At 71.5% G+C, this 26,670-nt stretch carries 23 protein-coding genes; 8 read left to right on the top strand and 15 right to left on the bottom strand.

The window, feature by feature from the left end; genetic code table 11:
* Positions 1–17 precede the first annotated feature (17 nt).
* Both cobN and ABD908_RS02285 read right to left on the bottom strand, forming a co-directional pair.
* Entirely contained in the window at positions 18–3,641 is a 3,624-nt protein-coding gene (gene cobN / locus ABD908_RS02290) for a cobaltochelatase subunit CobN (RefSeq protein ID WP_344990287.1), read from the bottom strand.
* Positions 3,642–3,671: 30 nt separating this feature from the next.
* A complete protein-coding gene (locus tag ABD908_RS02285) occupies positions 3,672–4,262 on the bottom strand; it encodes a TetR/AcrR family transcriptional regulator (RefSeq protein WP_344990285.1) in 591 nt (196 codons plus the stop codon).
* A gap of 165 nt (positions 4,263–4,427) precedes the next feature.
* Here ABD908_RS02285 and ABD908_RS02280 point away from each other — a divergent pair, with 165 nt between their 5' ends.
* The 5 genes from ABD908_RS02280 (at position 4,428) to ABD908_RS02260 (ending at position 9,581) form a co-directional block, all read left to right on the top strand.
* Positions 4,428–5,489, top strand: coding sequence for a beta-ketoacyl-ACP synthase III (locus ABD908_RS02280; protein ID WP_344990283.1), 1,062 nt, complete (start codon positions 4,428–4,430; stop codon positions 5,487–5,489).
* An 11-nt stretch (positions 5,490–5,500) separates the two neighbouring features.
* Positions 5,501–6,550, top strand: coding sequence for a precorrin-3B synthase (locus ABD908_RS02275; protein WP_344990281.1), 1,050 nt, complete (start codon positions 5,501–5,503; stop codon positions 6,548–6,550).
* A 145-nt stretch (positions 6,551–6,695) separates the two neighbouring features.
* Positions 6,696–7,028 (top strand): hypothetical protein, encoded by a 333-nt coding sequence (locus ABD908_RS02270; protein WP_344990279.1) that lies wholly within the window; start codon positions 6,696–6,698, stop codon positions 7,026–7,028.
* Positions 7,029–7,476: 448 nt separating this feature from the next.
* Positions 7,477–8,112 carry a precorrin-8X methylmutase gene (locus ABD908_RS02265; protein ID WP_344990277.1) on the top strand — a complete coding sequence of 212 codons (636 nt, stop codon included), beginning with the start codon at positions 7,477–7,479 and terminating at the stop codon, positions 8,110–8,112.
* Positions 8,109–9,581: a precorrin-2 C(20)-methyltransferase gene (locus ABD908_RS02260; RefSeq protein ID WP_344990275.1), complete on the top strand. Its 1,473-nt coding sequence runs from the start codon at positions 8,109–8,111 to the stop codon at positions 9,579–9,581. Before ABD908_RS02265 ends, ABD908_RS02260 begins: the two co-directional genes overlap by 4 nt.
* A gap of 4 nt (positions 9,582–9,585) precedes the next feature.
* Here ABD908_RS02260 and ABD908_RS02255 read toward each other — a convergent pair whose 3' ends face one another.
* Complete coding sequence (locus tag ABD908_RS02255) at positions 9,586–10,176, bottom strand: cysteine hydrolase family protein (protein WP_344990273.1); 591 nt, start codon at positions 10,174–10,176, stop codon at positions 9,586–9,588.
* An 83-nt stretch (positions 10,177–10,259) separates the two neighbouring features.
* Here ABD908_RS02255 and ABD908_RS02250 point away from each other — a divergent pair, with 83 nt between their 5' ends.
* The gene (locus tag ABD908_RS02250; protein WP_344990270.1) at positions 10,260–11,585 is read left to right on the top strand and encodes an HNH endonuclease; all 1,326 of its coding nucleotides are present in this window, start codon (positions 10,260–10,262) and stop codon (positions 11,583–11,585) included.
* A 2-nt stretch (positions 11,586–11,587) separates the two neighbouring features.
* On the opposite strand, the gene ABD908_RS02245 is transcribed toward ABD908_RS02250, so the two are convergent.
* Genes ABD908_RS02245 through ABD908_RS02225 form a run of 5 tightly spaced genes read right to left on the bottom strand, consistent with a single transcriptional unit; the run spans position 11,588 to position 15,934 of the window.
* The gene (locus ABD908_RS02245) at positions 11,588–12,388 is read right to left on the bottom strand and encodes a metallophosphoesterase (RefSeq protein ID WP_344990267.1); all 801 of its coding nucleotides are present in this window, start codon (positions 12,386–12,388) and stop codon (positions 11,588–11,590) included.
* A gap of 57 nt (positions 12,389–12,445) precedes the next feature.
* Positions 12,446–13,240 carry a cobalt-precorrin-6A reductase gene (locus ABD908_RS02240; protein WP_344990265.1) on the bottom strand — a complete coding sequence of 265 codons (795 nt, stop codon included), beginning with the start codon at positions 13,238–13,240 and terminating at the stop codon, positions 12,446–12,448.
* Positions 13,237–13,989: a precorrin-4 C(11)-methyltransferase gene (gene cobM / locus ABD908_RS02235; protein WP_344990262.1), complete on the bottom strand. Its 753-nt coding sequence runs from the start codon at positions 13,987–13,989 to the stop codon at positions 13,237–13,239. Before cobM ends, ABD908_RS02240 begins: the two co-directional genes overlap by 4 nt.
* Positions 13,986–15,149: a precorrin-6y C5,15-methyltransferase (decarboxylating) subunit CbiE gene (gene cbiE, locus ABD908_RS02230; protein ID WP_344990259.1), complete on the bottom strand. Its 1,164-nt coding sequence runs from the start codon at positions 15,147–15,149 to the stop codon at positions 13,986–13,988. Before cbiE ends, cobM begins: the two co-directional genes overlap by 4 nt.
* Entirely contained in the window at positions 15,146–15,934 is a 789-nt protein-coding gene (locus ABD908_RS02225) for an SDR family NAD(P)-dependent oxidoreductase (protein WP_344990256.1), read from the bottom strand. Before ABD908_RS02225 ends, cbiE begins: the two co-directional genes overlap by 4 nt.
* A gap of 35 nt (positions 15,935–15,969) precedes the next feature.
* Between ABD908_RS02225 and ABD908_RS02220 the strand changes: the two genes are divergently transcribed.
* Positions 15,970–16,371: a PPOX class F420-dependent oxidoreductase gene (locus ABD908_RS02220; RefSeq protein WP_344990253.1), complete on the top strand. Its 402-nt coding sequence runs from the start codon at positions 15,970–15,972 to the stop codon at positions 16,369–16,371.
* Here ABD908_RS02220 and ABD908_RS02215 read toward each other — a convergent pair.
* The 6 genes from ABD908_RS02215 to ABD908_RS02190 form a co-directional block, all read right to left on the bottom strand.
* Positions 16,325–17,092 carry an HAD family hydrolase gene (locus ABD908_RS02215; RefSeq protein WP_344990250.1) on the bottom strand — a complete coding sequence of 256 codons (768 nt, stop codon included), beginning with the start codon at positions 17,090–17,092 and terminating at the stop codon, positions 16,325–16,327. The genes ABD908_RS02220 and ABD908_RS02215 overlap by 47 nt on opposite strands.
* On the bottom strand, positions 17,089–19,449 hold the full coding sequence (locus ABD908_RS02210) for a glycoside hydrolase family 65 protein (RefSeq protein WP_344990248.1): 2,361 nt from the start codon (positions 19,447–19,449) through the stop codon (positions 17,089–17,091). The genes ABD908_RS02215 and ABD908_RS02210 overlap by 4 nt, the downstream gene beginning before the upstream one ends.
* Positions 19,446–20,474 (bottom strand): carbohydrate kinase family protein, encoded by a 1,029-nt coding sequence (locus ABD908_RS02205; RefSeq protein ID WP_344990246.1) that lies wholly within the window; start codon positions 20,472–20,474, stop codon positions 19,446–19,448. The genes ABD908_RS02210 and ABD908_RS02205 overlap by 4 nt, the downstream gene beginning before the upstream one ends.
* A 133-nt stretch (positions 20,475–20,607) precedes the next feature.
* On the bottom strand, positions 20,608–22,083 hold the full coding sequence (locus ABD908_RS02200) for a sugar porter family MFS transporter (RefSeq protein ID WP_344990242.1): 1,476 nt from the start codon (positions 22,081–22,083) through the stop codon (positions 20,608–20,610).
* Positions 22,084–22,267: 184 nt separating this feature from the next.
* Positions 22,268–23,440, bottom strand: coding sequence for an ROK family transcriptional regulator (locus ABD908_RS02195; RefSeq protein ID WP_344990238.1), 1,173 nt, complete (start codon positions 23,438–23,440; stop codon positions 22,268–22,270).
* Positions 23,441–23,449: 9 nt separating this feature from the next.
* Positions 23,450–24,619, bottom strand: a complete 1,170-nt coding sequence (locus ABD908_RS02190; RefSeq protein WP_344990235.1) for a M24 family metallopeptidase — start codon at positions 24,617–24,619, stop codon at positions 23,450–23,452.
* A gap of 53 nt (positions 24,620–24,672) precedes the next feature.
* Between ABD908_RS02190 and ABD908_RS02185 the strand changes: the two genes are divergently transcribed.
* Complete coding sequence (locus tag ABD908_RS02185) at positions 24,673–25,731, top strand: 5'-3' exonuclease (RefSeq protein ID WP_344990376.1); 1,059 nt, start codon at positions 24,673–24,675, stop codon at positions 25,729–25,731.
* Here ABD908_RS02185 and ABD908_RS02180 read toward each other — a convergent pair whose 3' ends face one another.
* Positions 25,732–26,532: a DUF4333 domain-containing protein gene (locus ABD908_RS02180; RefSeq protein ID WP_344990232.1), complete on the bottom strand. Its 801-nt coding sequence runs from the start codon at positions 26,530–26,532 to the stop codon at positions 25,732–25,734. It lies immediately after the preceding gene.
* Between the last annotated feature and the right edge of the window lie 138 nt (positions 26,533–26,670).

Here is a 26,670-nt window from a genome sequence, read left to right as displayed (position 1 = left end):
ATCACGGCTGCTCCTGACTAGCGGTCCTCGATATCGCCCTCGGTCTCCAGATACACCTGCTGCAGCCCGGCGAGGGTCTCCGGGTCGGGGGTGGCCCACAGCTTGCGCTGGTGGGCCTCGAGCAGCCGCTCCGCGATGCCGTGCAGCGCCCAGGGGTTCGACTGCTGCATGAACTCGCGGTTCTCGGCGTCGAGCACGTAGTTCTGTGTCAGGGTGTCGTACATCCAGTCGGCCATCACGCCGGCGGTGGCGTCGAAGCCGAACAGGTAGTCCACGGTGGCCGCCATCTCGAAGGCGCCCTTGTACCCGTGCCGCCGCATGGCCGCCATCCACCGCGGATTCACGACCCGGGCGCGGAACACCCGGGTGGTCTCCTCACCCAGCGTCCGGGTGCGGACGGTGTCGGGCCGGGTCGAATCCCCCACGTACGCCTCGGGATCCGCGCCGGTCAGGTGCCGGACGGTGGCCACCATGCCGCCGTGATACTGGAAGTAGTCGTCGGAGTCGGCGATGTCGTGCTCGCGGGTGTCGATGTTCTTGGCCGCCACCGCGATCCGCCGGTACGCGGCGCGCATGTCGTCGGCGGCCGGGGCACCGTCGAGCCCCCGCCCGTACGCGAACCCGCCCCATGCCGTGTACACCTCGGCGAGATCGGCGTCGGTACGCCAGTTCTTCGAGTCGATCAGCTGCAGCAGGCCGGCGCCGTATGTGCCGGGCTTCGAGCCGAACACCCGGGTGGTGGCGCGGCGGCGGTCGCCGTGCTCGGCCACCGCTGCGCGGGTGTGCGCCGCGACGTAGTTCTGATCGTCCGGCTCGTCCAGCGCGGCAACGAGGTTCACGGCGTCGTCGAGCATCGCCACCACGTGTGGGAACGCGTCGCGGAAGAAGCCCGAGATGCGGACGGTGACGTCGATCCGGGGCCGGCCGAGCTCCTCGAGGCCCATCACCTCGAGCCCGCTCACGCGGCGTGACTGCTCGTCCCACACCGGCGTGACACCGAGTAGCGCGAGTACCTCGGCGATGTCGTCGCCCGCGGTGCGCATCGCCGACGTGCCCCACACCGACAGGCCCACCGACGGCGGGCACTGCCCCTCGTGCTCGTCGCGGTACCGCGCGATCAGCGACTCCGCGAGCTCCTGCCCCGTGGCCCAGGCCAACCGAGACGGCACCGCCTTCGGGTCGACGGAGTAGAAGTTGCGACCGGTGGGCAGCACGTTCACCAGCCCGCGCAGCGGCGAGCCGGACGGCCCGGCCGGCACGAAGCCACCGTCGAGCGCGTGCAGCACACTGTCGATCTCGGCGCCGGTGGCCCGCAGCCTCGGCACCACCTCGGTGGCTGCGAAGCGGAGCACGGCGCGCACTGCGTCGGCGTCGGCACCGTCGGGCACGTCCAGCGCGTCGACCGCCGCCGGGTCCCAGCCGGCAGCCGCGACGGCCTCGACGAGTCCTCGTGCGCGCGCCTCGAACTCGTCGGTGGTGGCCTTCGACGCCGTGCCGTCCTCGGTCATGCCGAGCGCCTCCCGCAGGCCGGGCACGTGCACGCCGCCCGCCCACATCTGCCGGGCCCGCAGGATCGCCAGGACGAGGTCGGTCTCATTGGAGCCCACCGGCGGCGCGCCGAGGATGTGCAGGCCGTCGCGGATCTGCACGTCCTTGATCTCGCACAGCCACCCGTCGACGTGCAGGATCATCTCATCGAAGGCCTCCTCGTCGGGCTGGCCGGTGAGCCCCAGATCGTGGTCGAGCTTCGCCGCCTGCAGGAGCGTCCAGATCTGCTGCCGGATCATCGGCAGCTTGGCGGGATCGAGGCTCGCGACGTTCGCGTACTCGTCGAGCAGCTGCTCGAGCCGGGCGACGTCGCCGTACGACTCGGCGCGGGCCATCGGCGGGATGAGGTGGTCGACCAGTACGGCGTGCGCGCGGCGCTTCGCCTGCGTGCCCTCGCCCGGGTCGTTGACCAGGAACGGGTACACGAGCGGCAGGTCGCCGAGCGCGGCGTCCGGGCCGCACGCCGCGGACAGACCGAGGGTCTTGCCGGGCAGCCACTCGAGGTTGCCGTGCTTGCCGAGGTGGATCGCGGCATCGGCGCCGAAGCCGCCCTCGGCGACCGCAGCCTGCAGCCAGCGGTAGCTCGCGAGGTAGTGGTGGCTGGGCGGCAGATCGGGATCGTGGTAGATCGCCACGGGGTTCGCACCGAACCCGCGGGGTGGCTGCACCATGACGGCGAGATTGCCGAACCGCAGTGCAGCGATGGCGATCTCGCCGGACGACGTGGTGAACAGCTCGCCGGGCGGCGGCCCCCAATGCTGCGTCACCGCGTCGCGTAGCTGCGCGGGCAGGGTCTCGAACCACGCGCGGTACGTGTCGGCGCCGACGGTGACCTCAGTGGCGTCCAGCCGCTCCTCCGAGAGCCAGTCGGGATCCTGGCCGCCGCGGGCGATCAGGGCGTGGATGAAGGCGTCGGAATCGTCGCCGTCCCCGGGCTCGGGGGCCAGCCCGGGGATCGCCTCGGGACCGGTGAGAGCGCCGAGATCGTATCCGGCGCCGCGCATCCGGTGCAGTAGCGCGATCGCCGACGCCGGGGTGTCGAGCCCCACCGCGTTGCCGATCCGGGCATGCTTGGTGGGGTATGCCGAGAGCAGCAGCGCGATCCGCTTGGCGCCGTTCGGGATCGATCCGAGGCGCGCGTGCCGCACGGCGAGACCGGCGACGCGGGCGGCGCGCTCGGCGTCGGGGACATAGGTCGGCAGCCCGTCGTCGCCGATCTCCTTGAACGAGAACGGGACCGTGATGATACGCCCGTCGAACTCGGGGATCGCCACCTGCGTCGCGACGTCCAGCGGGCTCATCCCGTCGTCGGACTCCTCCCACTGCGCGCGGGAGGTGGTGAGCGCCAGCGCCTGCAGCACCGGGATGTCGAGATCGCGCAGGGCGCCGATGTCCCACGCCTCGTCGTCGCCGCCCGCGCCGGCGGTCGCCGGCACCGTGCCGCCGGCGGCGAGGACGGTGACGAGCAGCGCGTCGAGGCCGGCGAGTTCGGCCACCAGGCCGGGATCGGCGGCGCGCAGCGAGGCGCAGAAGATCGGCACGGCCACGGCACCACGGGCCTCGATCGCGTCGGCGAGGGCACCGATGTAGGCGGTGTTGCCCGCCAGGTGCTGCGCCCGGTAGTAGAGGATGCCCACCCGGGGCCCGACCGCGTCCGCGGTACCGCAGCGCTCGATCACGCCCCACTGGGGCGCCCTCGCCGGCGGCTCGAAGCCATTGCCGCTCAGCAGGATCGTGTCCGACAGGAAGCCGTGCAGCTGCGCGAGGTTGTCCGGCCCGCCCTCGGCGAGGTACGCGTGGGCCTGCGTCGCCACACCCGCCGCCACCGTCGACGCCTCCATGAGGTCGGCGTCCGGCGCCTGCTCCCCCGACACCACGACGACGGGTCGCCCGCTCGCGGCGAGCGCGTCCAGGCCCGCCTCCCAGTAGCGGCGGCCGCCCAGGATGCGGACGACGACGATGTCCGCCCCGTCGAGCAGGTCGGGGAGGTCCAGGTCGACGCTGATGCGCGCGGGGTTGGCCCACCGGTACTCGGCGCCACTGGCCTTGGCGGAGAGCAGGTCGGTGTCCGAGGTCGACAGGATGAGGATCACCTAACCGACCCTACCGACGTGGCCAGCGCGCTAGTCGGTCACCTCGGTGGTGCTGGAGAGGATGGAGTCGAGCAGGATGCGCACCGAGTCACGGACGTCGTTGAGGGGGGTCACGTCGCGCGCCGCCCGGGAGCGGGCGACGGCGCCTTCGACGGCGCTCATCAGCATGCTCGCGAACACACGGGCGGCCTTCTCGTCGGCGCCGGAGCGGGCCAGTGCGGTGGCGACCTTCTGCTGGCAATCCTCGTACACGGCCGTCGCTGCGGCCTGGACGCGCGGCTCCCCGTCGGCCAGCGCCGCCGCGAGTACGGGGCAGCCGGTCTGATAGTCGGACGCGACCAGGACCCGTTTCCACAACTCGATGAAGCGGTCGATCCACGCGTACGGGTCGCCCGTCGACGTCGCAGCGTCGATGTACCGGGACAGGCGGCGGCCGGCCAGCCCCGTGGACGTCTCGATCAACTCGGCCTTCCCGCCCGGGAAGTGCTGGTAGAGCGAGTTGCGCGAGGCGCGGCTGGCAGCTGTCAACTCGGCCAGTCCCGCGTCGGCGAAACCGTGCTGGCTCACCAGCGTCAATGCGCTCTTGACGAGCCTCTGTTTGGGCCTCGGTCGCGTCGCCATCCGTCTCCGGCGCCTCCTGACATCACCACGCGCGCTACAAAACGACGCGCCGAACGTTGTAACCGCGATTCTTGTTTGAACCGGTCGGATCATGTTAAGCATATACGGACTACTTGAACCGACCGGTTCACCTTTTTCGGCTACCGAGATGGAGATACTCCAGCGATGACACGAGCGACCGCGATTGCACCCCCGGCTCCCTCGAGGCTGCCGCACACGGCGATCCTCGGAGTGGGTGCGTACCGGCCGCGCCGCGAGGTCCCGAACGCCGAGATCGTGGACGCGATCGAGTCGAGCGACGAGTGGATCCAGAGCCGTTCGGGCATCAAGTCCCGCCGGTTCGCCGCGAAGGACGAGACCATCCTCTCGATGAGCGTGGAGGCGGCCAAGGATGCGCTGCGCGCCGCGAACATGGAGGCGGCGCAGATCGACTGCGTGATCATCGCCACCAACACCCGCATGGTGTTCGGCCCCTCGATGGCGCCGCAGGTGGCCCTCGAGCTGGGGCTTACGAACATCCCTGCGTTCGACGTCACCGCAGGCTGCTCGGGCTTCACCACAGCCCTCGCCAACGCCAACAGCCTGATCCGAGGTGGCACCGTCGAGCACGCCCTGGTGGTTGGCGTCGAACGCCTCTCCGACTTCGTCGACAAGCACGACCGCACCTGTGCCTTCATCTTCGCCGACGGCGCCGGGGCCGCAGTGGTGGGCCCGTCGGAGGAGGTCGGCATCGGCGCGGTCGCGTGGGGCGCGGACGGTAACTTCACCAATGCGATCTACCAGGACAAGGACTTCACCACCTTCTTCGACGAGGTGGAGGCTGTGCGCGACGGCGCCGAGCTGCCCGAGCGCCCGTACATCCGGATGGAGGGCCGCCAGGTGTTCCGCTGGTGCGCCACCTTCCTGCTCGGCGCCTGCCAGGACGCGCTCGCCAAGGCGGGGCTCGAGGCGAAGGACATCGAGGTGTTCATCCCGCACCAGGCCAACATCCGCATCACCCAGGTGCTCACCAAGGCCCTGGAGCTGCCCGAGGACGTGGTGATCGCCGAGGACATCGTGACCACCGGCAACACGTCCGCGGCGTCCATCCCGCTCGCCATGGAGGAGCTGATCCGCAGTGGGAAGGCCAAGCCCGGTCAGACCGCCCTCGTCATGGCCTTCGGCTCCGGTCTCGCCTACGCCGGCCAGGTCGTGACCCTGCCGCCGGTCTCGGACCAGGACGTCTAGAAACCGGACGCATGGAGGACGCCTGCCCCGGGGTACTGCGCCCGCACGTCGCCGCCGACGGTGCGCTGTTGCGGGTGCGGCTTCCGGGAGGGCGGATCACCCCGCAGCAGCTCGAGGCGCTCGCCGATCTGGCGGGCGACGACGGTGACCTCGAGCTCACCTCCCGCGGGAACATTCAGCTGCGTGCCGTGACGGCGCCCGACGCGCGGGAGCAGCTCGCGGCGGTCGGGCTGTTGCCGTCACCGTCGCACGAGCGCGTCCGCAACATCGTCGCCTCGCCGCTGTCGGGGCGGATCGGCGGGCTGGTCGATGTCCGGCCACTCGTCTCGGATTTGGACGAGCAGCTCTGCGCCGCACCGTCGTTGGCCGACCTGCCCGGGCGCTTCCTGTTCGCCCTCGACGATGGGCGCGGCGACGTCGCGGCGCTCGCGGCGGACGTCGAGGCGCGGTCGGGGACTCTGTTCCTGGACGCTCGTCCCACCGACCTGCCGGCGACCGTCGACACGATGCTCGCGGCCGCGGCCGCGTTCGCCGACCTCCGGGAGGACGCCTGGCGGCTACGCGACATCCCCGACGGGGCAGTCGGGCTGGCACGGGAGTTGGGCGGCACCGTCGTCGGTCCGCGGGACGTGCCCGCCCCGCCGGGCCCGCCCGTCGGCTGGCTGGATCAGGCCGACGGGCGCGTCACGCTCGGCGCAGCACCGCACCTCGGCCGGATCCCGGGCCGCACCGCTCGGTTCGTGGCCGCGGTCGAGCATTCCGTCACCATCACCCCCTGGCGGACACTGTGCGTGCACGACCTCGACGAGGGGCCGGCCGAGACCGTCGTCCGAGTCCTGGCGCCGATGGGCCTGACCTTCGACGCGAACTCCCCGTGGTTGCAGGTGAGTTCGTGCGTCGGGAATCGCGGATGCGCCCGCGCGGACACCGACGCGATGGGCGCTGCGGAGCAACTCGCGCTGTCCGGCGCTCTCAGCGGGCGGGTGCACGTCGTGTCCTGTGCCCGCGGCTGCGGCGCGCCCCCGGGGCCGCACGAACTGGTGCTCCTCGGGCCGCGCTGAGTTGATTACGCGAATCGGCCCGCTCCGCTGTGGGCGGCTGATAGCGTTCCGACTGGATGTCGCCTCGCGACATCGCTCTCGACCTTGCATTGAGACCACGGTGCGGTCGTCTATCGGCCCATCCCCCCACTCGGAGGTAAACCCCGTGACGCTCGATTCCACGCCCCGTACTCGGATCACCCGCCGCTCGCGAACCGCTCCACGGCGCCGTGTTTCGTCGCTTGTCACGGCCGCTTTCGCCGCAGCCGTCATTCTTTCGCTGGGCGGTTGCGCGAAGGCCGGCGCCGACACGACATGCAAGGACTTCCTCGGCATGTCCAGCCAGGACCAGACGTCCCAGGTCTCCACGCTCTACAAGGACAAGCACGGCAGCGAGCCGGCGGCGCTCGCCGCGACAGCGCTGCAGCAAGAGGCGATCGCCTACTGCAACACCGCCGGCAGGTCGGACAGCAAGATCAAGGAGATCCCGATCTCCTGACCTGCGTACCCGACTGTCAACCCGCTCGGCCTCTGAACGAACCCCCGACCCGAGGTCTCCTCCCCTAGAACGCGTCTCGGTCCCGAGCGAGTGTGCGATCCCGGCTCGCGTCGGGTGATGAACTCGGATGCTCCGCCGATCCTCGACGGATCCAGGATCGAACGGGCTCACGGACGCCGCCGACAAGGTCAAGAACGGCGTCGACGCCGCCAAGGACAAGCTCACCCCCGGCAAGCACTGACGGATCGTCCGATAGGTCACCGATAGATCGGCCGGGAGGCATTGCGCTGCAGCGTCTCCCATGCCGGTGTCTCGACCCGGTTCACGAGCTGGAGGACAACTGCGCGGAGCTCGTCCGCGGCGCGGAGTGTTCCACGAGACCCCGCGGACCGCGACGAGACGTCAGGGCGCCGGGGCCGGGCGTCGGGCCGGCGAATACAGTGGCGCGGTGCACGAGTATCTGACCGACGGGGCCGAGATCTATCGGCGTTCGTTCGCCACCATCCGTGCGGAGGCGGACCTCTCGCGGCTGCTCGGCGACGCGGAGACGGTGGCGGTGCGGATGATCCACGCGGCCGGGCAGACGGACCTGGCCGCCGACATCGACATCTCCCCCGGCGCGGTCGCGGCCGGCCGGGCGGCGCTGCGCAGGGGCGCCCCGATCCTCTGTGACGTGAACATGGTGGCGCACGGAGTGACCCGGCGGCGTCTCCCCGCCGACAACGAGGTCCGGTGCGATCTCGGCGACCCGCGCACCGTCGACCTGGCCGCGCGCCTGCACACCACGCGCACCGCGGCCGCCGTGGATTTGTGGGGCGAGGCGCTCGGCGGCGCCGTCGTGGCGATCGCCAACGCGCCGACGGCGCTGTTCCATCTGCTGGACCTGCTTGCAGCGGGCGGCCCCCGTCCGGCCGTGATCGTCGGCGCACCCGTCGGATTCATCGGCGCCGCCGAGTCGAAGGAGGCGCTGCGCGCGGACGCCGCGACGCTGGGGCTCGAGTACGTGACGGTGCGCGGGCGCCGCGGCGGGAGCGCGATCTGTGCGGCCGCCGTCAACGCCCTCGCACAGGAGGACGAGCTGTGACGGGCGCGTTGTGGGGCGTCGGGGTGGGGCCGGGCGACCCGGAACTGGTGACCGTCAAGGCCGCCCGGCTGATCGGTGACGCCGATGTGGTCGCGTATCACTCTGCGCGCCATGGCCGTTCGAATGCGCGCGCCGCGGCCGAGCCGTACCTGCGCGCCGGCGTCACGGAGTTGCGGCTCATGTACCCCGTGACGGTGGAGACCACGGACCATCCCGGCGGGTACCGCGGCGCGCTCGACGACTTCTACGGCGAGGCAGCGGCGTCCATCGCCACGCACCTCGACGCCGGGCGGAACGTCGCGCTACTCGCCGAGGGCGATCCGATGTTCTACAGCTCCTACATGCATATGCACAAACGGCTCCGCGACACCTACGAGTGCATCATCGTGCCCGGCGTCACGTCGATCAGCGCGTCCGCCGCGGCCACCGGCGTGCCGCTCGTCGAGGCCGACGAGGTGCTCACCGTGCTGCCCGGCACGCTTCCCGGGGATGAGCTGCGCCGCCGGCTCGCCGACACCGACGCAGCGGCGGTGATGAAGCTGGGACGCACGTTCGGGACCGTCGACGCGGCGCTGGCGGACTCGGGACGACGCGAATCCGCATGGTACGTAGAGCGCGCATCGCGCCCCGACCAGCGGGTGGCGCGCGTGGTGGACGTCGACGGTGAGGTGCCGTACTTCTCGACGGTACTGGTGCCGGGGCGGATCAACGCGCCCTCGGCGGATCCGGTGGACGGTGAGGTCGTGGTGCTCGGGCTCGGTCCCGGCGACGCCGCATGGACCACCGCCGAGGTGCGCCACGAGCTCGCGGTGGCCACCGACATCGTCGGGTACCAGACCTACACCGACCGCGTGCACGCCCGGCCCGGGCAGCGCGTGCACGCGTCCGACAACCGGGTAGAGGCCGAACGTGCCCGGCATGCACTGGAACTCGCGGCGGGCGGTGCCCGGGTGGCGGTGGTGAGCTCTGGCGATCCCGGTGTGTTCGCGATGGCGTCCGCGGTCGCGGAAGTGGCGGTGACGCAGGAGTTCTCGGGTGTGCGGGTGCGGGTGCTGCCCGGAATGACGGCCGCGCAGGCCGTGGCCAGCCGGGTCGGCGCGCCGCTGGGCCACGACTACGCGGTGATCTCGCTGTCGGACCAGCTCAAGCCGTGGGAGACGATCGAGGCCCGCCTGCGTGCAGCCGCCGAGGCGGACCTCGCTCTTGCGCTGTACAACCCGGCGTCGAAGACCCGGCGGTGGCAGGTCGAGAAGGCGCGCGAGGTGCTGCTCGGCGTCCGTGGCCCCGGGACGCCCGTGGTCGTCGGGCGGGCCGTGGGCTCGGATGCGGAGACGGTGACCGTGACCACCCTCGGCGAGCTGGACCCCGACATCGTCGACATGCGGTGCCTGCTGATCGTGGGATCGTCGCGGACCGTCGTCACCGACCGGCCCGGAGGTCGGATCGTGCACACGCCGCGGCGCTACTGACCGCTCAGGCCAGGGCCTGGACCGCGGTCAGGGATCCTGCCGTCGTGAGTGCGATATTCGCGAGGGAGGCGGTGTGCGTCGCCTGGTCGGCGGCGGCCACACAGTCCTGGATCACGTGCACGGTGTAGCCGAGGTCTGTCGCGTGCCGGGCGGTCTGCTCGACGGTGAGGTTGGTGGCGACGCCGGTGACGAGCAGGGTGTCGATGCTTCGCGACCGCAGCCACGAGTCGAGACCGTTGCCGGCGAGACCCGAGAGTTTCTGGTTGTCGAAGGTAGCGGTCTGCAGCGCCGCCATCGGTGGGATCAGGGCGGCGCCCGGTGCGCCGGGGCGGAAGGCGTTCTGGGCGTCGGCGACCGCGTTCATGAAACCGGTGTTGCGGACCAGCTCGCCTTCGCCCTCGGGGATGGTGAAACGCGTGAGCAGGACGGGCAGGCCGCGATCCGCCGCCGCGGCGTGGAATGCGGTGGCCCGGCCGACCACACCGCCGGCTGCCACCGGTGCGGCGAGCAGGGCGCCGAAGAAGCCGCTCGGCTCGATCACGTTGACCTGCCAGTGCAGGCCGAGAACGGCGGTACGCGTGGGATCGATGGTCATCGGTCGATCATGCCTCGCTGCGGGCGGGCGCGGGGCGGGGGCGGTTTCGGAAACTTGTCGGTGTTCGGGGGTACCTTCGAGATATGAACACAGGTACGAATAGAGAGTTCCCGGACTCACCCGCAGAGCAGCCCGCTGGAACCGCTCCGCGGGCCGCGGGTCCCGAGTCCGAGCGGGACGCAGCCGTCGATGCCGCGCGCACTGCGCTCCTCAGCAGTCCCGCACCCGAGACCGACAGGGGTATCGCCGTGCGGCTGGGCGGACTCGCGCGACTCGCGGCACTGGTCTTCGCCGAACAGCTCCGAAGCGCCCGCGACCTCGTGCATGAACGGATCAGTGCCCGCCGCGCCCGCGGTCTCGGGCAGAAGGCCGCCCGCCGGGGCATCGCCCGAGAGGTCGGCCTCGCCCTGCACATCTCACACCATCACGCCAAGAAGCTGGTGCACGCAGCGGAGGTGATCAGTGCGGATATGCCGCACACGCTCGCCCGGGTCACGGCGGGCGACTTGAGCCAGGCCGCGGTCCATGCCCTGGTGGCGACCCTCGATCACCTCGACTCCGCCGAGCGGCGCATCGCAGACCAGCGTCTGTGCGCGGACCCTGCGACTCTCGCGGGACTGGGGCTGCGGCGACTCGCGGACAAGGCAGAGGCGGTGGCGTACGAACTCGACGCCGAGAAGACACTCGAGCGCGCCGGCAAAGCAGCTGCGGACCGGCACGTGAGCATCCGGCCGTGTCCGGACACGATGGCCCGGGTGTCGATCCTGCTCCCGGTCGCGCAGGCCGTGGGGATCTACGCGGCGTTGACACGGGCCGCGGACGGCGTGGCCGGGCACGGTACCGAGCCACGTGGACGCGGGCAGGTGATGGCGGACGAGGCTTACGCACGAATCACCGGCCGCGCCGGAACGAGCGGGCCGTCGGTCGCAGTGAACCTGACGGTGTCGGACGCGGTACTGCTTGGCGGCGCGAACGGCACCGCGCATCTGGAGGACGGCGGCGTGCTCCCGGGTGAGATCGCGCGTCGGCTCGTCGCGGAGGCGACGGCAGACGAGCTGGCCTGGGTGCGGCGGTTGTACGTGACGCCGGCGACCGGGGCCGTGGTGGGGATGGATGCGAAGTCACGAACGTTCCCCGCGGGGTTGGCGCGGTTGATCCGGGCGCGGGACCGGTACTGCCGTACCCCCTACTGCGACGCACCGATCGCCGACATCGATCACGTTCAGCCCTGGGCCGAGGGCGGGCCCACCACTGCCGAGAACGGCCAGGGGTTGTGCAAGGCCTGCAATCTCGCGAAGCAGGCGCACGGCTGGCACGACCGCACGGTGGTGGACCCGTCCGGGCGGCACACCGTGGAGACCCGCACCCCGGCGGGCACCGTCCATCGCAGCACCGCGGCTGCCGCGTGACCTCACATGACCGTGCCGTGCACCTCGAACGACCGCCACGGGATGGTGGGATAGGCGTGATGTCCCGGGTCGATCCCGATCAGCCGGCCGCCGTCCATCGCGACGTACTCGTGTTTGGCCGCCGGGTCGGAGGTGATCCGGTCGGCCAGCAGTGGTGGCAGGCTCACGGGATCCACCCAATCGTTCACGGTCGAGTGCCCGTAGACCTGACTGAACGGCATGGGCCGATCGATCCAGCCGGGAATGAGCTCGGTGACCGGCTCGGCCCATAGCGGCCCTGCCGCGGCGTTCGGTCTCCCCAGCATCACCCCGGCGGCGAACAGCCGGTCGTCGTCGTGCCTCAACGCGAGTTCGTTGAGTCGCTCAGCGGCCGCCAGCGCAGTAGGCGGGGCGCCGATGACGGTCCGCCAGAACTCCTCGGTGACGCCTGCGTGGGTGACCAGGATCTGCTCGGAGTCCGTGCTTATCGCGGCCGCGACCAGTGCCTCGCGATGGTGGACCCAGCGGCGCAGCGTGGAGGCGGACCGCCGCTTGAGCTTCTGCGGCCAGCGGAACGCCGGCGGGCGCAGGTAGTTGGCCTCGTGGTTCCCGATCAGCTGGACCCACTGGGTCGGCTGGTTACGCAGATAGTGGTCGACGAGCGCTATCACCCCGTCGGAGTCGGGGCCGCGGTGGATCAGGTCACCGACCTGGATCACCACGAGGTCGTCGGGCAGGACGTCGTCGATCGCGCCGAGGCGCGCCAACTCGACACGCAGCTCAGTGAGATGCCCAGCGACATCGCCGACGACCGCGACCCTCATCGGCGTCGCATCGTCCGGCGCGGCTGCGGCACCACAGCGTGTTCCACCGCGCTGATGCTAGTTGGCGCGGGGCCCTGAGCCGGTCGAAACCAGCCAGGAGAACGCATCGGCAGCGGTGGTGACGGTGGCGCCGCCCGGCCGGTCCGGCCGGTCGACCATCACCACGTCGACACCGTTCTCCCGTGCCGCGGTCAGCTTCGCCGACACCAGGTCCCCGCCGCTGTTCTTGGTGACCAGTACATCGATTCGGTTGCGCCGCATCAGGTCGCGCTCCCCCTCGACCGTGTACGGCCCGCGGTCGAGCAGCAGTGCGCACCGTCGCGGGAGGCCCTTGGACGGCGGGTCGACGACCCGTACCACGAACCACCACGTGTCCAGGTGTGCGAACTCGTGCACGTCCTGCCTACCGGTCGTCAACAGCGCCCTGCCGCTCGTCCGCGAGGCGAGTTCCGCGGCGGCCGCCGCCACCGTCGGCACCCGCACCCAGCTGTCCGACGGGCCCGGCACCCACTCCGGTCGGACGACGGACAGCCGGGGTAGCCCGGTGGCCTCCGCCGCCGCAGCGACATTCCCGGAGATGGTGGCCGCGAAGGGATGTGTCGCGTCGACGACTGCAGCGAACCTCCCCTCGCGGAGGTAGTCCGCGAGCCCGTCGGCGCCGCCGAAGCCGCCGATCCGCGACCGTCCCACGGGCAGGCGGGGATTCGCCACCCGCCCGGCGAGCGAACTCTCGACATCGAACGCGGGGTCGGCCTCGAGTAGCTCCGCGAGTTCGCGGGCTTCAGCCGTCCCACCCAGGAGCAGCACGCGGCGCGCGGCCGGCCCCGCGGCCGCCGCGGTGGGGCCGCTCAATGGCTCGCACCTCGCACTCGGGATGCCGAATACAGGTAGCTGTCCGGGAACTGATCGGCCGTCAGCACCCGGCCGACGAAGATCACCGCCGTCTTCGTGATCCCGGCCGCGGTCAGCCGATCCGGAAGATCGGCCAGGCGGCATCGCACGATCGTCTCATCGGAACGGGATGCGAACGCCACGACGGCCACGGGGCAATCCGACCCGTAGTGCGGCAGGAGGTCGTCGGTCAGGGCACGCGCCCGGTGTGCTGCCAGGTGCAGCGCGAGCGTCACCCCGGTACGGGCCAGAGACGCCAAGTCCTCCCCCGCCGGCATGTCGGTCGACAAGGTGGAGACCCGCGTGATGAGCAGCGACTGGCCCACCTCCGGTACCGTCAGCTCCCGCCCGAGCGCTGCTGCGGCGGCCGCGAACGCCGGTACACCGGGCACGATCTCGTATGGCACCCCAAGCCTGTCCAGCCGCCGAGCCTGCTCCGCGAAGGCCGAGTACAGCGATACGTCACCCGAGTGCAGCCGCGCGACGTCGTGGCCGGCGCGGTGTGCGGTCTTGATCCGCTCGACGATGTCGTCGAGCGGCATCCGGCGGGTGTCCACCAGCTCCGCATCCTCCGGGCAGTGCGCGAGCATCGCCGGCGGAACCAGCGACCCCGCGTACAGGCAGACCGAGCAGCGGGCCAGCAGGTCGGCACCACGGAGCGTGAGCAGATCCGGGGCGCCGGGCCCCGCGCCGATGAAGTACACCGTCACGCGGCCGCCCCGTTCTTCGTGACGGACCACTGGATCAGCAGCCGGCGCGGCAGCCATGCGTGGGCGGGTCCGAGCTCGGCGAGATCGGACGCCGCGTACAGCTGCAACGTGCCGCCGAAGCGCGAGCACAGTGACACGATGAGCGCCTGGCTTTCGAGCGTCACCGCGTTCGCCACCAGGCGTCCGCCCTCGCGCAGCGCCCCCCAGCAGGCGTACACCACGGCGTCGGACAGCCCGCCGCCGATGAACACCGCGTCGGGTGTGGGCAGACCCACGAGGGACTCCGGGGCACTCCCCACGATCACGCGCGCGCGGACGCCGACGGCGGCGGCGTTCCGGGTGACCCGCTCGGCACGGTCCGAGCGCTTCTCTACGGCGACGACGGTACCGTCGTAGGCGCCCGCCCACGTGATGCCCACCGACCCCGACCCCGCCCCGACGTCCCAGATCGTCTGCCCGGGGCGCGGATCGAGCGCCGCCACGGTGAGCGCGCGGACGTCGGGCTTCGTGATCTGGCCGTCGTTCTCGAACTCCACCGGTGCCGCCCCGGTGGGCGCGAGAGCCAGCACGTTGAGATCGTCGATCACGCCCAGCGTCGCGACTCCACCCTCTGCAGGCGCACGACGCACCCGCTCACCGGGGCCGCCCAGCTGCTCGAGCACCGTCAGCGCCACGTCCGCCACCCCGGCGTCGGCCACCAGCCGCTCCAGTACCGCCGGGGTCGCGCCGGACTCGCTGAGCACCAGCACGTTCCGGCCCAGGCGCAGGTGCCGCACCACGGGCGCCGGATCGCGGGCCACGGCCGAGACGACGACGGTGTCGGCGGTACCCCACCCCAGGCGCGCGCATGCCAGCGCCACGGACGAGACGTGTGGGTGGACGGCCAGATCCAGGTCGGGCCGCCGCCGCGCGAGGGTCGCGCCCACGCCGTACAGCATCGGGTCCCCGCTGGCGAGGACGGTGACGCCGTCCGCGAGCGCGTCGAGCGCGGGCAGCAGCGGCGACGGCCACTCCCGACGGTCGGCGGCCACCTCCGCGGGCAGGGCCGCGAGCTGGCGGGCCGAGCCGTGGATCACCTTCGCGCCCAGCAGTTCCCGCTGCGCCGCCGGGGTCAGGCCGGCCCAGCCGTCGGCGCCGATCCCCACCACCGTCACCGTCATCGGGGCATCCGGCGCCAGACCGCCTGCGGCAGCAGCCGCATCGCCACCGACGCCGGCCCCAGCACGGCGGGGATCCACACCACCCGCCGCCGGCGGGCGAGAGCCGAGACCGTCGCATCGGCCACCTGCTGCGGCGTCGACGACATCGGCGCGGGCTTCACACCGGAGGCCACGAGGCCCGCCGTCATCTGCCCGATCACGAAACCGGGGCGGGCGAGCAGGACGTGCACGCCCGACCCGTGCAGCGCATCGGCCATGCCCGAGACGAAGCCGTCCAGCCCGGCCTTGGCGCTGCCGTAGACGTAGTTCGCGCGCCGCACCCGCACCCCCGCCACCGAGGAGAACGCCACGATCGCCCCGCGGGACCCGTAGCGGTCGGGCTCCTGCGCACGCAGGAGCGAGGCCAGCTCGGTCAGGACCGACACCTGCGCCACGTAGTCCGTCGTGGCGATCTGCACCGCGTGTGCCGAGTCCACCTCGGCCCGGGCCTGGTCCCCGAGGATCCCGAACGCGACCACCGCCACCCCGATCCGCCCGTGCACGGCGGCCACCCGCACCAGCGTCTCCGCGTGGGTGGTGGTCTGGTCGGCGTCGAATGTCACGGTCGCGACGGCCGACGCACCGTCCGCCAGCAGTAGTTCCCGCTGCCCCGAGAGGTCGCCGCCCGGCCGAGCTGCGAGGATCACGACGCGCCCGGAACACATTCGGCGGGCCACCTCGACGCCGATCTCGCTACGGCCGCCCAGCAGCAGGATCGCTCCGTCGGGGATGGGATGGTCGGTCATGCGGCTCAGCCTAACGATGTGGCTACGCTGCGCGTGTGCACAGTCGCAAACCCCTGCCCGATGCCGCCCTCACGTTCGTGACCGAGCGGCACCTCGCCACACTCTCGACGCTCCGCGCCGACGGCACGCCCCACAGCGTCGCGATCGCCTTCACGTACGACGGTGACGCGCACATCGCCCGGGTCATCACCGGTGGGGACTCGGTCAAGGCGCGCAATGCCGCCCGCCGCGGCTACGCGTCCCTGACGCAGGTCGACGTAGGCCGCTGGCTCACGCTCGAGGGCCCCGCGCGGGTACTCACCGATCCCGAGTCGGTGGCGGACGCCGAGGCGCGGTACGCCGTCCGCTACCGGCCGCCGCGCGCGAACCCCAGGCGTGTCGTCATCGAGATCACGGTCGATCGGGTGATGGGATCGGTGCTGGCTCCGCCGGCGTGAGCAGGTCGCCGGGGTCGGCGACCACCCGGTCGGCGCCGGCACGCAGCAGCGTGTCCGCGCCCACACCACGATCGACGCCGACGACCGGGAATCCCCCCGCGTGCCCGGCTTCGACCCCGGACACTGCGTCCTCGATCACGACCGATCGCTCGGGCGCGACGCCGAGATCCGCCGCGGCGCGGCGGAACATGTCGGGCGCGGGTTTGCCGTGCAGGTGGTCCCGCGCGGCGACCTCCCCGTCGATGACGACGGGGAACCGATCGGTCAGGCCGGCCGCGGCCAGCACCGGTTGCGCGTTCCGCGAGCTGGACACCAGCGCGACCGGGATACCGATGCCGGCCAGATGGTCGAGCAGTCGCACCGTGCCGGCGAAGACGCGGACACCGTCGCGCCGGAGGATGTCGCCGAACACCGCGTTCTTCCGGTTGCCCAGGCCGCAGACCGTGGAGGCGTCGGGCGGGTCGCCCGGGTCACCGTCGGGCAGCCGCAGGTCGCGCGACGCGAGCAGCGCGCGCACCCCGTCGAACCGCGGCATCCCGTCGATGTACCGGAAGTAGTCGTCCTCGCGGTACGGCCGGTTCGGCGTCCGCTCGGCGAGCAGCGGCTCGAACAGCGCGCGCCACGCCTGCTGATGCACGGCCGCGGTGTCTGTGACGACGCCGTCCAGGTCGAACAGGACGGCGTCGGCCTCGTCGATCCACAGTGGTGCGGAAGCGGTCACGCCGGCCCTCCCGTCGGCACCGTCACACGCTCACCGGGCGTGAGCACCACGCGCCGGCCGCAGACGTGGACGACCTCGTCCGGGCCGTCGCCCATCAGCGTGAACGACGACTCCGCGTGCCCGAGGTCGGCCCGCACCGTCCGGCCCCGCCAGTGCACCGAGAAACGCAGGTGCTCCCACGACTGCGGCAGGGCGGGCGCGAACCGGAGCCCGTCGCGCCCGGCCAGGAACCCGCCGAACCCGTGCACGGCCACCTGCCAGGTGCCGCCGGCGGACGCGATGTGCATGCCCTCCTCGGTGTTGCCCTGGTTGTCGTCGAGGTCCACGAACGCCGAGCGCCCGAAGTACCGCTCCGCCTTGCTCGCATCGCCGACCTGCAGGCCCACGATCGCGTGGATCGACGGGCTCAGCGACGACTTGTGCAGCGTGCGGGCCTCGTAGAACTCGTAGTTCTGTAGCCGCGTCGCGAGTGAGTAGTCGTCCGGCAGGAGGAACATCAGCATCACCACATCGGGCTGTTTGAGCAGCGACGTGTCCTCGCAGTTGAAGTGGTTGTAGCCCTCGGGATACCGCGGCATGTCGTTGGCGTCCCACTCGGTGATCGGCACCACCTTCCGGTCGAAGTAGCCGTCGAACTGCTCGATCACGCCTGCATCGGGGTCCACCGGGGCCACTATCCGCTGGGCGGCGTCGGCCCAGCCCGCGGGCTCGTCGGCCGTCAGCCCGATCCGCGCCGCGACTGCTGCGAGCGCCTCCGGCCGCTCCGCCGCCATCCTGCGATGGACGTCGGCGGCGCGTTCCAGGTGCCAGCGCACCATCCGGTTGGTGAAGGCGTTGTCGTCCACGTGGGAGTGGAACTCGTCGGGGCCCATCACGGTGCGCAGCACCAAGTCGCCGTCCACCGCTCCCTCGATCCGGGGAGCGCAGCGCTGTACCCAGTACCGGGCGGTGTCGAACAGGATCTCCGCGCCCTCGCCGAACAGGTAGTCGTCGTCGCCCGTCACGTCCGCGTACCGCAGGATCGCGTACGCCACGTCGGCGGTGACGTGCAACTCCTCCTCCCGGGTATAGAAGCGGTTCTGCCCGTCGGGGGTGAACTGCGGGCACTCCTCGCGCCCGGTGTCGGCGGACTCCCACGGGTAGCGCGCTCCGCCGGTCCCGTTGTCCCGGGCCACCTCCCGGGCACCCGGCAACGTGTGATGCCGGTAGCCGAGCAGGGCGCGGGCCGTGCGCGGCTGGGTGAACAGGAAGAACGGGAGCATCATGATCTCGGTGTCCCAGAACACGTGCCCGCGGTAGCCCTCGCCCGACAGCGACTTGGCGCCGATGTTGACCGTGGGGTCGTCGGGGTTCGCGGCGATCAGCAGGTGGTACACCGAGAACCGCAGCGCCAGCGCCGCCCGGTCGTCGCCCACGATCTCGCAGTCGGAGTCGGCCCACAGGTGCTCCCACGCCTGCGCCGATGCGGCGGCGACAGCAGCGAAGTCCTCGGCCCGCAGCACGGTCGCGATCGCGCGGTCCACCGGCGGGTCACCCGCGCCGGGGTCGCGCGAGGTGGCGATGCCCACCCGCTTCTCGACGGTGACGCTCTCCCCCGGCTCGAGGTCGAAGGCCGACTCCGTCGCCACGTACTCGTGCCGTGCCAGGTTGCGGCGCATCACGGGTTCGCGGTCGGCCTCGGCGGCGAACGCGTACGCGACGTCGATGCCCGAGTCGATGGTTCGGGCGGTGACGTGGCCCACCCGGCCGTGGAACCCGCGGCCGGTCTCGCGCAGGTGCGTCGACCGCGCCCACTTCTCCCACTTCCGGTCGTGCCCGAACGAGGTCCCCGCCGGGTACGCCGGCAGGCGTTCCAGATTGCGGCAGTGGGCATCGACCCCGGTCTCGACGGTGACCACGGCCGGTGCGTCGAGCGGCGTCACCTCGATCCGTAGGGCGCACAGGTCGCGATCGGCCATGCTCGCCAGCCGCTCGGTGCGCAGACGCGTGCGGTGCCCCGCGGCGTCGGCGTACAGGGTCTCGCGCTCGAGCAGACCGGTGCGCAGATCGAGGCGCCGGTGATGCTCGACCACCGTCATGGTGTCCGGGTCGAGCCGCACCCCGTCGACCAGGACCTCGGTGGTGAGCCAGTCGGGCGAGGTGACCAGGTCGATCACCGGCGCGTCGTGCGCGTCGTAGACGCCGGCGAGGAACGTGCCGGGCAGTGCGCCGGTGTGCCGTTCCTCCAGCGATCCGCGGGTGCCGAGCCGGCCGTTGCCCACGGTGAACACCGTCTCGAAGTAATTGGCGCGCTGTGGATCCCAATCGTCCTCGCGGACCGACCAGGCCGCGTCGGTGGTGCTCAGCGTGGCGCTCACGGCGCCGCCACCGGCTCGCCGTAGGCCGCGCTGATCTGGCGGTTCGTGTCCGCCAGCGGCAGGTACACCGACAGGTCCTTACCCGAGCACCGCTGTGCGCCCATCGCGTTGCCGTAGCGGGCGGCGGTCACGAAGTCGCCGGACACCATGTACCCGTACGCCATACCCGCGGCGAACGAGTCCCCGCAGCCGGTGGTGTCCACGACGTGCTCCACGGGGATCCGCCCGACGATCTCCTCCCGCAGTGTGCCGTCGGCGCCACGGAAGTACAGGGCGCATCCCTCCTCGTCGAGGGTCACGCACACCGCCTTCACGCCGCGGTCCAGGCAGTGTTCCGCGAACTCCGGCAGCTGCTCCTTGGGCAGCGGAGCGCCCAGCCCGTCGGGATCGGCGCCGGGCGGTGGGAACCATGCGCAGCCCGCCTCCTCCAGGTTCATCTTCATGATGTCGATCGTGGGCAGCCAGGCGTCGCGGTCGATCCACAGGCGGCTGACCCGCTGCCCCGCGGCGGTCAGGGCGACGGTCGGGCCGTGACAGTCCAGCAGGATCGCGCCGGCGCTGTGCGCCCGGATGTACGCGAGGGTCGGCTGCGCGACCTCGTAGTCGGTGATCGGCACGCACACGAAGAAGTCCGAGTCGAGTGCGAACTCGACGTCCGCCGGGCTGATCGGATGCATGAAGCCCGTCTGGCGCTCGTCACGGAAGTTCTGGTCCCGGAACGTCAGTTCCACCACGTCGCCGCGGTCGCTGGCCGAGCGGATGCCCGTGAGGTCGACATTGGGGTACGGGGCGAGCAGCTGGTGGATGGGCTCGAGGTCGTGCTCGCGGACGTGGACGATCGGCCGTACCACGTCGTCGGGTCCGAGCAGGGAGGCGAGCGCGGCCACGGTGTAGAGGACGCAGCCGTACTTGTCGATCACCTCGCCGCGATGGGTGGTGACGTGGTCGCGCGGGATCGGGCCGAGGACGGCGACCTTACGGCCGGTGGCTGGGAGGGTGGTGTCGACGGAGGTGGATTCGGGCATGACAAGAACTCCAGATGTGGTGCGGGTGTGCGGAAATCGTGTATGGAACCCGCGGCGGCGCTGCGCGGGCGCTGCGCCGCCGCGGTGGTTCGGGGAGTGGCCCGGAGCGGGGCGTGCCGGGCCGTAGTGCGGCCTACGCCACCGTGTGGTGTTCGATCCCGACGCGAGCATCCATGTCTTCCAACGACATCCCCTTCGTCTCCCGGACGAAGCGGGCGACGAACAGCAGGGAGAGGAGGGCGAACGCCGCGTACATGCCGTAGGAGAAGCCGAGGGAGAAGCTCTTCAGGCTGGGGAACGACACGGTGATCGCCCAGTTGGCGACCCACTGCCCGGCCGCGGCGAGCGACAACGCCGCGCCGCGGATGCGGTTGGGGAACATCTCGCCCAGCAGCACCCAGACCACCGGGCCCCAGCTGACTCCGAAGAACACGACGAACAGGTTGGCCGCCACCAGTGCGATCGGCCCGGCCGCGCCGGTGAGGTGCGGGTCTCCGTTGACGATCTTCGCCGTGCCGAAGCAGATCGCCATCGCGCCGAGCGTGACGAACATGCCCGACGAACCGATGAGCAGCAGCGGCTTGCGGCCGATCTTGTCCACCAGCATGATCGCGACCACGGTGACGACCACGTTGACGATCGAGGTGAACACGCTGATCTCGTTGGACTGGTTCTCGTGGAAACCAACGGCCTCCCAGAGCACGTTGGAGTAGTAGAAGATCACGTTGATGCCGACGGCCTGCTGGAAGATCGAGAGCAGCAGACCAACCCACACGATCGGGAATATCCCCTGGATGCCGCGTCGGCCGGGCCGCATCAGGTCCTTCCACGAGGGCTGGGTATCGCCCTCGAGGCTGTTACGGATCCGGTCGATCTTGATCTCCAGATCCTTCTCGCCCAGCAGCATCGAGAGCACCTTCCGGGCCTCGGGTAGCCGCTGCTTCGAGATCAGGTAACGCGGCGACTCAGGGATCGTGAAGGCCAGCACGCCGTACACGAGGGCGGGGATGGCCATGACGAGGAACATCCAGCGCCATGCCTCCCAGCCCAGCGCCAGTTGGTTCCCGGCGCCGCCGGCTGCCGCCTCCAGCGCCCAGTTGACCAGGAACGACAGGAAGATCCCGAGGACGATGGCGAGCTGCTGCAGCGATCCGAGTCGGCCTCGGATACGCGCGGGCGACGTCTCGGCGATGTAGGCGGGCGCGATCACCGACGCCACACCGATCCCGAGGCCGCCGACCACGCGGAACACGACCAGCAACGCGAGATCGGGGGCGAACGCCGCACCGAAGGCACTGATCAGAAACAGGATCGCGGCGATCTGCATAACCCGGATGCGGCCGATCCGGTCCGCGATCCGGCCCGCCGTCATGGCGCCTACCGCCGCGCCGAGCAGTGCGGACGCGACCGCGAAGCCCAACACCGTGTTGTTGACATGGAACTCTGTCTGGATCGCCGACACCGCGCCGTTGATCACCGCGCTGTCGTAGCCGAACAACAGGCCACCCAGCGCCGCTACGGACGCGATCCGGATGACCCCCTTCCCCGTACCCTCCTCGTCGTCGCCGAAGATCGACGGGACGTCGTGTACGGCCCCACCTTCGCTCATCGTGTGTCCTCTCGGTGTGCGGGTCGGCATTGACCCGTGGACGTGGTGTGCGTCACATTCAATCCTGTACCGGTCGGTAGAAGCACGGATTCACCGGGGTGCGATCCGAGATTCCGGCAAAACCGTTCATCTTTTGAACACCGGGGCGCGCGGCGGATCGGTGGGGGTGATTCCCGGCTCGATCTCACTGCGTGAGCTGCCCGTCCGCGTCGGCGATCGCCAGCGCGATCGCCCCGTAGACGTGGGTGCGAGCGCCCAGACGACCCAGTCGGATGTCGAGCTGCTCGGCGGCCGACGGAACCCCGCACCGCAGCACGACCTGGCGGATCGCCGGGATCAGCAGCGGTGCAGCCTGGCCCAGTTCGCCGCCCACCAACAGCAGGCTCGGATTGAGGAGGCTGCACAGGTCGGCGACCGCGCGACCGACCTGATGGCCGACGTCCTCGAGCACCCGTGCGCATGCCCGGTCGCCGGTGTCTGCGCGCCGCACCACCTCGCTGATGGTGCGGGGCGGGGACTCGCCGGTGGACTTCAGCAGCGAGATCACCCGGCGAGCCGAGACCAGAGTCTCGAGGCAGCCGCGGTTCCCGCACCGGCAGACGTCGCCGAACTCGTCGATCGTTGTGTGGCCGATCTCCCCCGCGGTGCCGGAGGCCCCCGAGTACACCGTGCCGCCGACGATCAGGCCCGCCCCGACACCGTCGGACAGCTTCAGGTAGGCCATGTCGGCGACGCCGACCCCGCCGCCCCAGCGGTGCTCGGCGAGGGCACCGAGGTTGGCGTCGTTGTCGACCCGCATCCGTACCGGCAGATCCATCGCGGCGGTGGCGAGCTCACCGGCGCGGATACCGACCCAGCCCGGCAGGATCGAGGGTGATCCGACGATGCCGGTCGCCGCGTCGATGGGCGCGGGCAGCCCCATCCCCGCCCCGACCACGGCCGACCGGTCGATTCCCGCCGCCGCCATCGCGGCGTCGACGAGCCGTGCCGCGATCGTGAGTCCCGCCTCGGCGGTGATCCCCGTGTCCAGTTCGGCCCTGCGCTCGGCGAGGATGCGGTGCGTGTGATCCGACACGGCGACCGTGACGTGCCGGTGGCCGTAGTCGACCCCGATCACGTTGCCGGTCTGCGCCGCCAACCGCACTCGCCGCGCGCGGCCGCCGGCCGCGGCCACCCGTACGTCGCCGTCTGCCGCCAGCTCACGGACGATGTTGGACACCGTCGCCGGCGCCAGGCCGGTCTGCCGGGCCAGCGCAGCCTGCGTCATCTCGCCGTGCGTCCGCAGTGCTCCGATGACACGCGTGCGGTTCTGGATGCGCAGCGCCGACGGTGATCCGGGACGGCCGACTGGGGTCATCGCCGAAAGCTACAGGACCGCGAGCCCGTGCGGGCGGGTGTTCAGGGGCTCGCATCCCTGGTCGGTGACCACCACGATGTCCTCGATCCGTGCACCCCACTGGCCCGGGAAGTAGACACCGGGCTCGATCGAGAACGCCATCCCGGTCTGTACCGGCAGGTCGTTGCCCGCCACGATGTACGGCTCCTCGTGGACGGACAGGCCGATGCCGTGCCCCGTGCGGTGGACGAAGTACTCCGCCAGGCCGGCCTGGGCGAGGACGTCCCGGGCCGCGGCGTCGATCGTCTCGGCCGTGACACCGGGGCGCACCGCCGACACCGAGGCGGCCTGCGCGCGCTCGAGGTGCGCGTAGGCTGCGGCGACCTCGGCCGACGGCTCGCCCATCGAGTAGGTGCGGGTCGAGTCTGAGTTGTATCCCGATGCCAGGGGACCACCGATATCGATCACGACGACATCGCCGGCCTCGATCACCCGGTCGGACACCTCGTGATGCGGGTCCGCGCCGTGCGGCCCGGACCCGACGATGACGAACTCGGCGTGGTCGTGTCCCTCCGCCACGATGGCGTCGGCGATGTCTGCCGCCACCTCGCGCTCGGTGCGCCCGACCGCCAGCAGCTCGCCCATCCGGGCGTGCACCCGGTCGATCGCCCGGCCGGCGGCACGGAGCTCCGCGACCTCGGCGGCGTCCTTGATCATCCGGAGCCGGCGGAGGATGTCGGTCGCGAGCACTGCACGGACGCCGAGCCGGGTGGTGAGCGGCAGCAGGTGCAGCGCCGGCATCGAGTCCGAGACCGCGACGGTGCCGGTCCGATCACCCGCCCCGAGCGCCTCCCCGACCAGCGCGTACGGATCCGTGCCGTCGACCCAGTCGAGGACGGTGACGTCGATTCCGGCGCTCCCCAGGGCCGGCACCGCCGAGTCGCCCAGGATGGCGAGCTCGAGCTTCGGGACCACCACTGTCACCGTCGAACCCGACAGGACCAGCGCCGTGAGGCGCTCGAAGGACTCGCTGCGCACTCCGGTGAGGTAGGCCAGGTCCGGCCCGGGGGTGACGATCAGCGGGGTTCCGACGCCCTGCGCGTGCGGCCCGCTCGCTCCGCTTCCGGCGCCGGCGGCGAGGGCGGCGGCGCGACGGAGGCGGTCGGCGTAGACGGCAGGCGGGAACAGGTGCGAGGCCATGTCGCCGATTGTGTCACGATGGGCGCGTGGTGAACCCCGACGCCCGCCCCCTCATGCTGCTCGACTCTGCAGGCCTGTGGTTCCGCGCGTTCTACGCGATTCCCGACAGAGTGCGCACCGACGACGGGCGGTCCATCAACGCCGTGCGCGGGTTCCTCGACATGACGGCGCAGCTGATCTCGGCCCATCGCCCCGGCCGTCTCGTTGCATGCCTGGACCTCGACTGGCGACCGGCGTTCCGGGTCGAGTTGCTGCCGAGTTACAAGACCCACCGCGTCGCGCAGGAGGCCGTGGCCCCGGGCCCGCAGACCGGCGCCGTACCGGAGGAGGTGCCCGACACCCTCGGCCCCCAGGTCGACATGATTCTCGAGGTGCTCGACGCGGTCGGCATCGCCACGGGCGGGGCCGAGGGACTCGAGGCCGACGACGTGCTGGGCACGCTCGCCGCGCGGGAGCAGGTCGACCCCGTCATCGTCGTCTCGGGCGACCGGGACTTGCTGCAGGTTGCGACCGGCGCCGGGAGCGGAGCGAGCGGGTCGGGTGTCGCCGGCGCCGGGAGCGGAGCGAGCGGGTCGAGTGTCACCGGCGCCGGGAGCGGAGCGAGCGGGTCGAGTGTTGCCGGCGGGGTACCCGAAGTGCGGTGCCTGTACATCGGGCGCGGGCTCGCGAAGGCCGAGATGTTCGGGCCCGCCGAGGTCGCGGAGAGATACGGGCTGCCGCCCGAACGCGCCGGGCGCGCATACGCCGAGCTCGCGCTGTTGCGCGGTGACCCGTCGGACGGGCTGCCCGGAGTCCCCGGGATCGGCGAGAAGACGGCGTCCAAGCTGCTGCTGCAGTACGGGTCGCTGGCTGCGATCCGGGAGGCCGCCGCGGCGTCACCGTCGCCGCTCGCCGCCCGCGCGGCGGCGTCGATCGCCGCATCGGCCGACTACCTCGACGCCGCCTGGGACGTGGTGTGGGTCCGCCGCGATGCCGACGTTCGGCTGTCGGGGCCCGATGCCCTGCCGACCGAGCCGCGGCACCCCGAGCGCCTCGCTGCGTTGGCGGCGGAGCTGCGGATCACCGCGCAGGTCGAGCGCCTGCTCGCGGCACTGGATGCGGCAGGCGAGTGACTAGACCGACGGTGCCGGGACCTGGTAGGTGCCGTTGGCGTCGGTGACCTTGACGGTGAGCGTCTGCTGCTTGCCGCCGATGGTGACGTCGCAGGTGAACGTGTTGCCGGCCTTGACCTTGACGCCGCCTGTGTTGCAGGCGACCTTGGAGACGTCGGAGACGTTGTAGGTCTGCGTGAGCACCTTCTTGACACCGTCGTTGACCTGCGCGTTGTCGAACTTCTTGCCGCCGATCGCGCCCGTCGCGAACAGCACGACGACGATGATCACGATCACCACCACCGCGGCGACGGCCCCGAGGACGCCGAACAGCAGGCCCTTCTTCTTGGCCGGCGCACCGCCGGGCGCGCCCGCGCCCTCCTGACCGGGGAAGCCGCCAGGCTGATAGCCGAACTGCTGCGTCCCGGGCTGCCCGGGCTGGCCGTATTGCTGGCCCGGCTGCCCGTACGAGCCGGGCTGCTGCGGGTAACCCGGCTGCTGCGGATAGCCAGGCTGCCCCGGGTAACCGGGCTGCCCCGGCTGCTGCGGGTAACCGGGCTGCCCGTACTGCTGGCCGGGACTGCCGGCCTGCCACTGCTGCGAGATCACCGTGTTGTCCTGCGCGGGGAAGCCGCCCGCGTCGGGCGCCTGGTAGCCGGGAGCCGGGTACGGCTGGCCGAACTGCCCCGCGGATGCCTGCGGCTGCGAGATCTGCGTCTCCTCGGCCCCTGGCTGCCCCGTCCCCGGCTGCCCCGGTGCGGGCTGGCCGCCCTGCTGCCAGCCCTGCCAATGCTGCTGGTTCGGATCCTGCGGATTGCTCATCGTGGTCCCTCTCCCCCGGGCCACGCCCGGTGCCGTCGCGCTCCCCTGAGCGGCGCCGACGACCACTCGCGCAGATGCACCGAACATACCCCAGCGGCGGCGGCCGACGGGTGCGGCGCGACGGGCGGTTGTGCACGC

This window comes from Tsukamurella soli (genome assembly GCF_039541155.1).
GTDB classification, from domain to species: Bacteria; Actinomycetota; Actinomycetes; order Mycobacteriales; family Mycobacteriaceae; genus Tsukamurella; species Tsukamurella soli.
The sequence above is the reverse complement of the archived record's forward strand: the minus strand, read 5'-3'. Positions and strand labels throughout refer to the sequence as shown.